Source organism: Alkalihalobacillus sp. TS-13, from assembly GCF_019720915.1.
GTDB lineage: Bacteria > Bacillota > Bacilli > Bacillales > Fictibacillaceae > Pseudalkalibacillus.
The window spans coordinates 3,165,135-3,177,730 of the sequence record NZ_JAHKSI010000001.1; the positions used below are offsets into that span (position 1 = coordinate 3,165,135).

At 45.8% G+C, this 12,596-nt stretch carries 11 protein-coding genes; 3 read left to right on the forward strand and 8 right to left on the reverse strand.

All coding sequences use genetic code 11. The features are described from left to right. Nucleotides 1-500: 500 nt before the first annotated feature. The 5 genes from KOL94_RS15100 to KOL94_RS15120 all read right to left on the reverse strand — a co-directional run bounded on the left by KOL94_RS15100 (nucleotide 501) and on the right by KOL94_RS15120 (nucleotide 5,492). Entirely contained in the window at nucleotides 501-1,097 is a 597-nt protein-coding gene (locus tag KOL94_RS15100; protein ID WP_221567219.1) for a flavin reductase family protein, read from the reverse strand. 26 nt (nucleotides 1,098-1,123) lie between these two features. Next, entirely contained in the window at nucleotides 1,124-2,383 is a 1,260-nt protein-coding gene (locus KOL94_RS15105) for an MFS transporter (RefSeq protein ID WP_221567220.1), read from the reverse strand. A gap of 41 nt (nucleotides 2,384-2,424) precedes the next feature. Then, nucleotides 2,425-3,870, reverse strand: coding sequence for a sodium:solute symporter family protein (locus KOL94_RS15110; protein WP_221567743.1), 1,446 nt, complete (start codon nucleotides 3,868-3,870; stop codon nucleotides 2,425-2,427). Between the two features lie 56 nt (nucleotides 3,871-3,926). Beyond that, nucleotides 3,927-4,172: a hypothetical protein gene (locus KOL94_RS15115; protein WP_221567744.1), complete on the reverse strand. Its 246-nt coding sequence runs from the start codon at nucleotides 4,170-4,172 to the stop codon at nucleotides 3,927-3,929. A 111-nt stretch (nucleotides 4,173-4,283) separates the two neighbouring features. Further along, on the reverse strand, nucleotides 4,284-5,492 hold the full coding sequence (locus KOL94_RS15120) for a CaiB/BaiF CoA transferase family protein (protein ID WP_221567221.1): 1,209 nt from the start codon (nucleotides 5,490-5,492) through the stop codon (nucleotides 4,284-4,286). 226 nt (nucleotides 5,493-5,718) lie between these two features. Here KOL94_RS15120 and KOL94_RS15125 point away from each other — a divergent pair, with 226 nt between their 5' ends. From KOL94_RS15125 to KOL94_RS15135, 3 genes are all read left to right on the forward strand, one after another. Beyond that, nucleotides 5,719-6,390 (forward strand): GntR family transcriptional regulator, encoded by a 672-nt coding sequence (locus tag KOL94_RS15125; RefSeq protein ID WP_221567222.1) that lies wholly within the window; start codon nucleotides 5,719-5,721, stop codon nucleotides 6,388-6,390. Beyond that, on the forward strand, nucleotides 6,387-7,271 hold the full coding sequence (locus KOL94_RS15130) for a hydroxymethylglutaryl-CoA lyase (protein WP_221567223.1): 885 nt from the start codon (nucleotides 6,387-6,389) through the stop codon (nucleotides 7,269-7,271). The genes KOL94_RS15125 and KOL94_RS15130 overlap by 4 nt, the downstream gene beginning before the upstream one ends. Nucleotides 7,272-7,428: 157 nt before the next feature. Beyond that, nucleotides 7,429-7,746 (forward strand): anion permease, encoded by a 318-nt coding sequence (locus KOL94_RS15135; protein WP_221567224.1) that lies wholly within the window; start codon nucleotides 7,429-7,431, stop codon nucleotides 7,744-7,746. 175 nt (nucleotides 7,747-7,921) lie between these two features. On the opposite strand, the gene KOL94_RS15140 is transcribed toward KOL94_RS15135, so the two are convergent. From KOL94_RS15140 to KOL94_RS15150, 3 genes are read right to left on the reverse strand one after another with little or no spacing between them, the layout of a single operon-like run. After that, the gene (locus tag KOL94_RS15140; protein ID WP_221567225.1) at nucleotides 7,922-9,682 is read right to left on the reverse strand and encodes an ABC transporter permease; all 1,761 of its coding nucleotides are present in this window, start codon (nucleotides 9,680-9,682) and stop codon (nucleotides 7,922-7,924) included. Beyond that, entirely contained in the window at nucleotides 9,679-10,803 is a 1,125-nt protein-coding gene (locus KOL94_RS15145; protein WP_221567226.1) for an ABC transporter ATP-binding protein, read from the reverse strand. Before KOL94_RS15145 ends, KOL94_RS15140 begins: the two co-directional genes overlap by 4 nt. Before the next feature lie 22 nt (nucleotides 10,804-10,825). Beyond that, complete coding sequence (locus KOL94_RS15150) at nucleotides 10,826-11,857, reverse strand: ABC transporter substrate-binding protein (protein WP_221567227.1); 1,032 nt, start codon at nucleotides 11,855-11,857, stop codon at nucleotides 10,826-10,828. Between the last annotated feature and the right edge of the window lie 739 nt (nucleotides 11,858-12,596).

Genomic DNA, 12,596 nt, shown 5'->3' on the forward strand with positions numbered 1-12,596 from the left:
CGACTCTCCATCCTTCCGAATCTAATAGAATTACAGAAAATCCCTGTAACACCTAGACTCAGACCGCATTCCACACCCTACATTCAATAGTTGCATTGTTATATCCTGCAAACTTTTCAAAGCAAATAAAATCAAAACTATTTAACTATCAACCAAGTAGGTCAACCTGAGTGCGTGCCTGGCACTTATTAGAAACCCTTGAGCCACAAGCACTACAGATTGGTGCCAGGCACCGATTGGGAAGCCTTGGTACCATTGACTTCTTTCTCGGTGCCTGGCACCTTTCGAGAACCGTTGGGGCTCAAGGGGTAAATTGTCGTGCCCGGTACAGGAGGTTTTACTAATATAGGCGACATGTTTTGCGATTGGTCAATCAAACGTTTGTTTAAGGGGTTGGAGTGGTTGATGAGTAGGGGTTTTGGATTTCAATCAAATGTTTGATTGAATTAGAAAAGCCCAATTGAACAACGGTTTGTTCAACTGGGCTTCCTCTACATATGTCATCTTGGCAACTTGAAGAATTCTGTGTTTTCGCTGTAGTTGCCTGCTAGCCTTCCGAGTGGTTGGAGTTTTTCGAGGTTGACTTTGTAGTTTTCCAGGTAGTATTCATCCTTGATATGATAGTGGACCATTTCGCCAAGGATAAGGTTGTCGGACCCAAGCTGAATAATATCATGGAGCTTGCATTCCATTTGGATTGGAGCTTCCTGCACCCGTTTCGGCTTAACAACCGCACTGTCTACGGGCGTCAATCCAGCCTCCTCGAACTCGTCCACCTCGCTCGGAAGGTTTTCGGAGCTTTTTTGCATCTGGTTCCCTAATTCAGAAGGCACGACATTGATGACAAATTCTTTTTGCGAACGGATATTCACAAGCGTATCTTTTTCCGTACCTTCGCGTTCTCCTACCCCAGGTCCGATCGAAATCGCTAGAATCGGCGGTTTTCTTGAAGCTACCGTAAAGAAACTGAATGGAGCCAGATTTAACTTCCCTTTCTCAGAAATGGTCGAGACCCATGCAATCGGCCTCGGAACGACTGACCCTGTCAATAATTTATAAACTTCTTTTGTACCTAGTTGTGATGGATCAAATTCCATGATCTATTCCCTCCTCTATCCATATATCAGGAGTCTGCTAATCTAGTTTTCTTGATGTGATGCGAAAACATCGTTAACAGCACGATTACAATACCCATAATTGCGGTGATTGAAAGCCACCCTGCTGTGTAGTGCCCATTTTGATCGACCATCAGCCCGAAAATCGGCGGTATGAAAATGACGCCCATCGATCCTAACGTGATGCTGAACCCGCTCGACAGGCCAGTTTGTTCTTTCGGAACGAGTTCTGAGGCGATATTCATCCAGATCCCGTTGAATCCGGAAACACAAAATCCGAATACGACAATGACCGGAACCAGTGCCAAAAACGGAGTGCCTTCTGGCAAGAAAGCGACGGTCGTACTTGCGATTGCTGCTAAAACGGCGATGATGTAGACGATGATCAAACGTCTTCCATTGAACAACCTGTCACTGATGACGCCCCAGCCAATCCTCCCAAGCGAACCACTCACCTCAGATATGACGAGCAGAATTCCCGACAAAAACAGGCTGATTCCCATTTTTTCATAAGCGAATAAAACGAGGTACGTATTCAGGCACATTTGCGATCCGTTCAACCCCATCGCACTCAAACTGATCAGCAGCAGGGATTTGTTTTTTCCCATTTTCACAAGCGATCTACTAAAGAACGAGATTCCTACTTTTTTTCGAGGCTTTAAACTTCCCAATGGATCCCTATAAAAGGCGAATGCGACAAAACCGGTGATGATCAAACCGATACACGCGATCAAAAGCACTGGACGCCAGCCAAATTCAGCCGAAAGAGGCAGCAATAGAAAACCAGCCATGGCGGATCCGAATGTGATACCCATCTGCTTGATCCCCATCGCAGTCCCTCTTTGGGTTTGAGAAAACCAGTAAATGATGCCTCGATTCGAAGTAGGATGCATCGCGCCGTATCCAAGTCCTCCAATCAAGACTAAAAGCAGGACAAAAACGAAGTTGTTCAGCATTGTCATGATCAGAAAACTGACGCCCAAGCAGAGTGAAAGCATCAAAAGCAACCGTCTGGAACCGATGAAATCCGCCACGAATCCTACTGGAATGGATGCTAAAGCTTGCCCGATAAAAAGTGCTGATGGCAGCAGTCCGATTTCTGCTTTTGTAAGGGAAAGGTCATCTCCGATTAATATTCCTAAAGGTCCGAGGCTCCTGCCGACGAACGCAACCATCAACTGAGCAGTAAGAAGCCACAGCAACATTCGCCATGGCTCTATGAAACCTCTTTGTTCTGCTTTAAGCTCAACCGTGTTCACATCAATCATCTCTTTTTCTAGTCTTTAAAAGGTATAGAAGGACATCTTAATTATGCCTCGATTTTCAAAGTAGTCATCTCCCCCGCCTGAACCTCCTGCTTAGAAGATACAGGCACGAGGACAGATCCAACAACAGCTACACCGAAGTTCACGACGAGTCCAATGACACCACCATGGATTCCATAAATCGTTCCGTATCCGGTCAGTGTCATGGTACCGGCGATCAGTGCACCTAACAGCATGCCCCAGAAAACAGGCTTTGCGGAAAGCTTTTTCCAATACAGCCCCAAAATGAAGGCTGGAAAAACTTGTACGAGTAACTCGAATTTTAACACGAAAATCTGATAAAGTGTTCCTGGAGGATTCCATGCTACCCACAAAAGCAGGATGACCGCGAGTACGCCCACAATTTTTCCAACCAGTACTTTTCGATGTTCTGAAGCCTTCGGATTGATGAAGTTGCCGTAGATGTCATTCGAGATCATCGACGAAAAACTGAGCAGTACGGAGTCAGCCGTTGAAACAATTGCCGCAACGATCCCACCGAAAAACAGGATCATCACCCAGTAGTAGAACGAATTGATCGATGCAATCTCGTTCGCCATCATCCCGACCAATTGCTCCGAGTTCGCCTCATTGAGACCTGGGAACATCGAAATGCCGATGATGCCGATCACGAACACCAAGCCAGTCGTTACCGGAGGCATCCATGCCATGCGCGCAAACGACTTTTTCAACGTTTTCTCACTTTCTGCTGAATAGATCCGTTGTATCGCGTGTGGGTAGATCGCCGCTCCACAACCGACCAGCAACAGGATGCTGAACCAATTGATCGAGGTCTCCATCGCCGGAACGCCCACCTTCGCTGGTTCTGAGTCCATGATGAAGGTCGTGACATTCGTGAGATTCCCCCCGACCAGATAGAGGGCGCCACCAAGAAAGACAAGGATTCCGACCATCAGCACCAAGCCTTGCATGACATCTGTAAAAGCGACCGCCTTCATTCCGCCCATCCATTCGTATGCGAGCATGACAAGAATGAACGCGATGACGGCGACCTGATACGGGATCGTGCCGCCTGTCATTCCAGCGACAGCTTGTCCGATTGCGACGAGCTGCTCCAACAGGTAATTCCCAAGACCCCATAGCATGAGGAAGACTCCTAATAGTGTAACCGCTTTTGAATTGAACCGATAACGGAGCCAATCCGTCGGCGTAATGAATTTATTTCGTTTTGAGATGACATACAAACGTGGCGCGAACAACAGATAAACACCGATGATGATCGTCATGAAAGAAACGGATTGAATCCAGGAAAATCCGGTCCGATACGCAGTCGGCGCATACCCGACGATCGTGTTTCCGCTGTATTGTGTCGCGTATAAGGTAAAAAACAATGCGATAAAGCCCAGGTTTTTACCGGCCAGAAAATAACCTGACATCGAGTGATGAAGATTCTTATTCCCTCGGCCGGCCAAATAGCCGATCAGGAGCATGACCAATGCGTAAAAGACGAGAATGAGGACGCCATCTAAACCCGAAAACGCTAGATTCACTGTTCATTCACCTTCCTTTTTTCCGCTTCTTCAATATCTTCAACGATGTGCCACTGATGTTTGCATAACCAGCTCAAATAACCGCACAGGACTAACGAAAAAAAACCCGATAGGAATGCCCAAAATGGGAAGCCTAGTATGATTGGTTCGACCGCCTTGTCAGGATAGTACCAGGGAACGATTGTGAGAACGATCAGGACCAGCCCGATCCAAATCCACTTTTTCTTGATCGGCTCTTTCATTTTTTCCACGTGTTTCAACCTCCTATAGATGATAGAATTTTGTGAATATTTTAGGTGAAAACCGGGCATAGCCAAGCTTAGATGATGGCTGAGCCCTGAGTTTCATGTCATTCAGATGATGTTCGTTGACCTTAAACCTTCGAGTTCAGTGTTGGTGAATCCGAGTAATTTGCTGTAAATCTCCTCATTGTGTTTCCCTGATTTTTCAGGACCCGGGTGGTTGACCTTGCCTGGTGTCCGACTTAATTTCGGTACGATCCCTGGCATCGGAAATTCGCCAAGCTCGGGGTGATCGACTTTTAAAATCATATCGCGCTCTTGATAGTGGGGGTCTTCGACGATCTCTTTTGCGGTATAGATCAGTCCGGACGGCACGCCTTTTTCCTCAAGCTTGATGAGTGCTTCCTTTGCGGGCAGTGATTTCGTCCATTCCTCGATTAAAAGATCGAGCTCTTTCATGTGGCGGCCGCGTGCATGGTGGGTGGAGAAGCGTTCGTCATCAGCCAGTTCGGGTTGATCCATCGCTTCACACAGCCTTCTGAACACACCGTCTGCGTTGGCCCCGATTACGATGTACGTCTCGTCTTTTGTAAAATAGATATTGGATGGCGCTACGCCTGGAAGGATATTCCCCATCCGCTCCCGAACATAACCCGCAAGCAAATAATCCGGGATCAAGCTCTCCATGACAGAAAAAACCGATTCGTATAGCGCCGTATCGACAACTTGCCCTTTTCCGGATTGCTCCCTTTCATGGAGAGCGACGAGACAGCCGATCGTAGCAAATAATGCGGCAAGGGTATCGCCTATCGATATGCCGATACGCGTCGGAGCACGGTCCGGGTAACCTGTAATGTTCCGCAATCCACCCATCGCTTCCCCTACACTTCCGAAACCAGCACGGTGCTTGTATGGTCCGGTCTGACCAAATCCGGAGGTGCGCATCATAATCAGCTTCGGATTAATTTCCGAAAGCGTCTCATAGGACAAGTTCCACTTTTCCATTGTCCCAGGGCGGAAGTTTTCGATGATGATATCGGAGTCCTTCACCATTTCTTTTAAAATTTGCTGCCCTTTTTCTTCCCGGAGGTTGAGTGTGATCGATTTCTTGTTTCGTGATTGGATGGGCCACCACAGCCCTACCCCATCTTTTTCTTTGCCCCAATTTCTCATCGGGTCCTGTTTGTCCGGGGGTTCGATTTTGATCACTTCTGCACCGAAGTCGGCGAAGAGCCGCCCTGAAAACGGTCCAGCTAAAAGCGATCCCAATTCAAGGACGCGTACGCCTTCAAGAGGCAGGTGGTCAGGATTTTCGCTCATATTTAATCCTCCTTACACGAGTGGCTGTCTAAAGATTCAGAATGTTGCATACAATACTAACAAACTTGTATACAAAAAATCAATAGCTTTTTGGAAACGTTTTATTATTGGGTAAAATTAGCTGTTTTCAGGTGGTAATTGATGGTTTTTTGTCATTTTCGGTATTGTTTTTTGAATTTATTGAAAATTTATTCCTGTTTGTATACAATAGAATCGAGGTGTTGATATGGATGTATACAATTATATAAAAGACGCAATTGTGCTAGGAAAATACGAGCCGGGGATGCGGTTGACCGAGGAGCATCTTGCCAAAGAGCTCCAGATGAGCCGGACACCGATTCGTGAGGCGATCAAAAAATTACAAGCCGATGGACTGATCGTGCCCCTGAAACGCGGAGTCAGTGTGCGGAATTTTACGAAGGAAGATATCCGGCAGATTTATGATTTGCGGACTCTTTTAGAGGGATATGCCGCTTCACAGGCGGCCTTCCATCGGACGAAAGATGATATCGAAAAAATGGCCGAAGCGAATGAATTGTACAAGCAAGCAATTGATGAATACATCGCATCAGATATCGATAGCGTCAAAAAGATCGTTGAAGTGAACCAGCAGTTTCACGAGGTGATTGTGATGGCTTCACGAAACCAACATATTCATTTCCATATTTCAAAAGTAGTCGTCGTACCGCTTATCTTCCGTTCTTTTTATTGGTATGACCGGACGCAGCTCGAACGCTCTCTTGACGTCCACAGGATCATTTTAAAAGCGATTGAAAATCAGGAGTCGGAACGTGCTCGGATCGCGATGCATGAACATATTTACGAAGGGCGTGACAATGTGTTGGCGCATTTGGAGGATATCAAGAACCACCATCTGATAAAGGAGGATCTCCATTGATTGAAATCTGTGAAGTTGGTCCGCGAGACGGGATACAGAATGAAGCAAAGTTCGTCCCTACCGATACGAAGGTGGCGTTGATCGAAAGGCTGATCGATTCAGGAGTGCGGTATGTCGAAGCTGTATCCTTCGTTAACCCGAAAGTCGTTCCGCAGATGGCAGATGCAGAGGAACTGTTGAGACGGTTGCCTCTTCGGGATGATGTGAAGTATGCGGGACTGGTATTGAGCCGGTCTGGTTTGGAACGCGCGTTGAAGACGGATGTCGGGTATTTGCATGTTGTCACGACGACGAGTGATTCGTTTAATTTGAAAAATGCGAAGAGGACTGTCGAGGATGCCACGGCGGAGCTTAGTGAGGTTGTGGCGGATGGCGTTGCGGCCGGGCGAAACGTTGTCGGAGTGCTGGGGACAGCATTCGGGTGCCCTTTCGAAGGCGATGTACCAGTTGCACGGGTGTTGGGTGTGGCTGAGAAGTTCTTACATGCAGGATGCAAGGCGATTACGTTGGCAGATACGACTGGCATGGCAAATCCGCAACAAGTAGCTGATGTGGTTACTGCATTTAAGAAGACGTTCGGGGCGGATTTGGATTTAGGGTTGCATTTCCATAACACACGCGGACTTGGTCTTGCCAACGTCCTTGCGGGGTATCATGCCGGAGTTGAACGTTTCGATTCCTCGATCGGGGGCCTCGGAGGCTGTCCATTTGCTCCGAAAGCAGTCGGAAACGTCTGTACAGAAGATATGGTCAACATGTTCCATGGTATGGGAGTCGAAAGCGGCACCAATCTCGAACAGCTTCTCGAAACCGCTAAATGGATGGAACAAAACATGGAACGCCCCCTCGACGGCATGCTCATGAAAGCAGGAATCGCTTAGGAGAGAAGATACTTGACGTATAGATTAAGAATGGCAAAAGAGCGACTGGTACCGAAAGTCAATTTCAGTACCTGTCGCTCTTTTATATTTAGATGATCTTAAGTGTACCCGTTACAACTTAGATAATCGTATACAATATGATTGATTGTATACGATTATGATTTTGTTTGTACTGATCCGGATTGTATTCACGAATTTCACAGCTGCTGCAGCTTCTCTTATGCCGGTTGCCTTGACAGTAGCCATCGGAAGTCCTTTCAATCCAGTCTGGCTGGGAATGATTTGTGTGGTAGCAAGCAGTACATCTTACCTCTTCCCTTCCCAATCTGCTGGAAATATGACAACCTATTCCTTAGGTTATTACAGTGGTCGCGATATGCTTATTCTAGGGCTTATCCTGACGCTTGTTATTATAGTATTCACGCTTGTAGCAGCATTCACTTACTGGCCATTATTAGGAATACCAAAGATGTAAAAAACACAAGGCGGCGGTGCCTGGCACTTGTTATGAATGCACATATACCAAGGGATCTGAAACGGTGCCAGGCACTATTTCAGATCCCTTGTGCCGCTTGGGTTTCTATTCGGTGCCTGGCACCATTTTGAAAGCCTTGGTACGTAAGGACTTTGAAAGTGTACCTGGCACCGTTTCAAAGTCCAGGTCCCACTTGGGTTTCTTCTTGGTGCCTGGCACCGCCAGCGGTATCTTTCCGAATTTTCTTTTTCGTGCTTTTGGTTGATACTTTTTTGGCGAGTGCTTGCAGGATCAAGACGATGATGATGAGCAATACAGACATGGCTGCCGCTGTGTAGTATTCCCCTCTCAGTATATTTTGGAAGATCGCTAGACTCATAGGTGCCCACTGGGCGGGTGCCATCAAGACGGAAATACTCGTCTCCTTGATCACTGTGACAAATACGAGAATCGAACCAGCTGCGATTCCAGGCAGCATCAAAGGTCCGATCACCGTGATGGCTGCAGTCAAAGGTGTTGCCCCAAGATTGACCGCTGCTTCCTCGATATCTTTCTTAATCGAACGCATCGTGCCCATCGTCGAACGGATCATGTAAGGAAGCCTTCGTATACTGTAGGCAACAATCAGGATCAATGCCGTACCTGTCAGTTGCAACGGCGCGGTATTGAAGGTTTGGATCAGGGCGATACCAAATGCGATTCCAGGTACGACCAACGGAAGTGAGGTCAGGAAATCCAGCTTCGTCGCATTTTGCCGGACGACAAAATAAGAGACGAAGGTTGCAATGACAACACTTAGGATCAATGCCCCAGTAGCGAGAATAATACTGTTCGAAATGTTTTCAAACGATGAAGTGAACACCGTTTGATAATGCTTCAATGTGTATCCTCTAGGTAATGGAGATGCTCCCCAGGTAGTCGCGAACGATTGTAAGACAACAGATAGGACCGCAAACAACGGTACCAAAACGACCAATCCCGAATAACCAGCTAGTATTCTTGTTACGAGCTTATTATCGTTAAGCTTTTGTTTCTTCGGTTTACCAGAAACAGATCCATAGTCTCTTCCCTTGAGCAACAGATTCTGCAACCAGAAGAAAAATGCGGCGACCAATACCATGATCACGGTTAAAATTGCAGCGCCTGCCCAGTTGAAGAATCCAGCGATTTCTCGATAAGCTTCAACGACGATCAAGTTCAGATCTTTCGGCGCAAGGATGATCGGCGTCCCGAAATCGGAAAAACTGACCATGAAGATCAAAAGTGCACTTGAAATCATTCCCGGCAAAGCCAGCGGGAAGGTAACGAAAAGTAACGTCACCCAGTTTTTCGCCCCCATATTTTGCGATGCTTCTTCGAGCGTTACATCACTGATTTTAAAAGCAGCGACCATCGGCCATAGGGCATAAGGGAAGAAAAAGAACACCTGGACGAGAACAATCCCGGTCATTGTGTAAGGATTGATGAAGCTGCCTTCGAATCCAATTGCCTGATACAATTGTGTAAACCATCCCGTCCGACCGAACATGAGGATGAACGCATAGGCTGAAATGAACGTCGGAATGATCAAAGGAATCGTACATAAAGCAGAAATCGTCTTTTTGAAAGGCATGGTCGTCCTTGCAATCCCATAAGCAATTGGGATACATAGAAGAATCACTAGCAACGACACAAGTAAGGCTAATCCAAGGCTGTTCTTCAACGCATCAAGATAACCTGATCGTGACAGGATCTCTGTATAGTATTCAAGGGAACTACCTTTGAATTTTTCGATCGTCGCATTCAAGGTATCAAGGTTGGTCAAAGACCCGAGCAAATTCATCGGCTGTCCCGTAAAACTGACAAGGAAGACCGATAATAACGGAATGATCAAAAACAATAAGAAAAACGCTGAAATGATCCACTTTAATACGGATAAACCATTAAAGTTTTTCATATCAACAGCACCCTCTCCGGTTCAATTGTAAGATGGACTTTATGACCAGGAGAGAGTATGCTGTCCCCGGATTTATAGGTCGTATCTACAATGATTTGATAAGTGCCGACCTGTATATCATACCTGACAACCGCTCCTAAATATGTAGAAAACATGATCGTACCTTCAAGGATATTTTTCTCAGGGTCGATTTCATGTTCCTGGATGATTGTGATATTTTCAGGGCGGATCACCACTTCCACCTCATCTTTTTTCGGTATTGAGGTCGAGCGTATTTGTGAGCCGTTGAACTGGACCGTACAATACGGATCTTCGCGATTCACGACTTTTCCTTTCAGGATATTCGAACTCCCTACAAAATCCGCAATGAAGCTTGTCCCTGGGTTACTGTACAGATCTGTAGGCGTTCCAATCTGTTTTACTTTACCGTCGCTCATGACAGCAACACGATCAGCCATGCTCATTGCTTCTTCCTGATCATGGGTGACGAAGATCGTCGTGATCCCTAAATCCTGTTGTATTTTTCGGATCGTGTTCCTCATGGAATGACGAAGTTTCTGATCCAAGTTGGATAATGGTTCATCCATCAACAATACAGCTGGTTCCATGATCAGTGCCCTTGCCAGAGCGACACGTTGCTGCTGACCACCCGACAATTCGCTCGTCAAACGATCTGAAAGATGCGCAAGTTCAACATATTCAAGTGTTTCCCATACTTTTTGTTCGATATCTTTCGGGTATTTGGAAAGCCGCCTGCTTAATAGTCTGGCGTATGTAGACAACTTTCCTGTCAGTCCGCTCTCTTTAAGCTTTTTAATATTTAGGCTATAAGCTACGTTTTCAAAAACATTATAGTGGGGGAATAGAGCATAGCTTTGGAACACCATTCCACAATTCCTTTGATTAGGTGGTACGTTGTTAACAATACCTTCACCAATTTTTATCGTACCGGCCGTCGGGGTTTCAAAACCTGCAATACACCTCATCGTCGTTGTCTTACCGCAACCTGATGGGCCCAGGAGGGCAAAGAATTCGCCCTCCTTGATTTCCACATTGACGTCAGTGAGTGCTTCTACCTCTTCAAATTTCTTGACCAAATTTTCAATCTTTACTGAGCCCAAAAAAATTCCTCCTTCAACAAGACTACTTGATTTTACTTTTCCACTCGTTACGGATCCGATCGTAGTTCTCGACGACCCAATCAATATCAAGATCGATCGCGTTACTTTTGATGTTTTCCACATTCAAAGGTGTCTTCGATTCTACATTCGGATTGATCGGGATATGGTACCAGTCTGCCAGGATCTGTTGCCCTTCTTCAGAAAGTAAGAAGTTGATGAAATCTTTACCTCCTTCAGGGTTGGGTCCATCTTTTACTAACGAAACAGGATTGACGAGAATCGGGGTTTTTTCAGGAACGATGAAATCGACGGTTTCCCCTTTGGCTTGTTGCTCATATGCCATAAAATCAAAGCCTACTCCGATTGCCGCTTCCCCTTTCGCAACACTCTGTGTCGGCCCTGACCCTGAATCTGGAATGGAGTTTGCCTGGTCAGAAAGCTTTTGGAAATACTCCCACCCTTCTTCTTCACCTTGCAGCATCATTTGAGAAAGAACCATTAATGTAGCCGTACCGGATGCTGCTGGATTTGAAAACTGGATCTTTCCTTCCCATTTAGGGTCCAATAGGTCTTCCCAGGTCTTTGGAGCTTCATCTTCAGATACGAGATCGGTGTTATAAACAAAACCTAAGACAAAAATTTCTGCCCCGGTATAATAGTCATCCTGATGCTTGATCTTGATTCCATTTTCCACAGTTTCCCAATCTTCCGCTAACTCTGGCGTGAAAGGTGCAATGATCCCCTTTTCTACAGCCGCTTCAAAAGGAAGGATTCCACCTCCGCCATACCAAACGTCCGCTTGTGGGTTGTCCTTTTCTGCCATCATACGGTTTACAAGTACATTGGTCCCTGCGTATTGAACGTTTACTGTGGCGCCATCTACTGACTTTTCATAGGCTTCCCCTAGTTCTTTTGCCATATCGGGTGTTTCAGGAGAATAGAAGTTGATCGTGCCTGGACCGTCTCCACCGCTGCTGCTTGAGGAACAGGCAGTCGCAACTAGTAAACTTGTAAGCGCAAACAAAGTCATGAATAAAGAAAATACTCTTTTCATTATGGTGCCTCCCTTTTAATAATCTAATAGAATCAAATTGAACAAAAAAAGAAGAAGAAGGCCATCAAACAATACCTAGAACGATCCTATGGTTCCAGGTCATACTTGATGAGCTTCTTCTCCTAGTCTCTGCCCACGTATATTCTATTATTTTACATTATACCAAAATAAAATGATTTATCAATTTAATTGTCAAAATTTTTAGATATAAATTTTTCTCTTTATTTATCAAGGACTTTAGTCTGATTTTTGTGATCTTTTTATAGGAGATGACCGCTGTGGACCACCGTTTTTTATATTAGAAAAACATTCTCTGCGTTAATTAGGTCGTTCTGTCGATGAGAAGATTCAGATTATTTTGTATAATTAAGGATGAATTTAATAATATTGGGAAGAGACGTTGAGAAGACCCCCTGCCATAAAAATCCTTTCGAAAGAAAGGGTTTGGCTAGTGGTGTCTTCTTTTTCTTTTGCCTATGCTTTGTTATATTTATTGTTTTTTTGCGAAATTCACTCCCTTTCCGCGGGCACAAGAAAAGCAGAAGCGACCCGTTTAGTCACGCAGGTCACTGGAGGACTGACGAGGAGGCTATCGCCGCCGCAGGAAGTTTGAAGTGATCCAAGTGACTGGTCGCTGAGCTAGACATCACTTCATTGCATTTACCTACTTCCGCAAGCCTCCTCGCTTACTTGCACAGGACGTGCTGGCTTCGACGTTCACCACACGACGTGTTGGTTT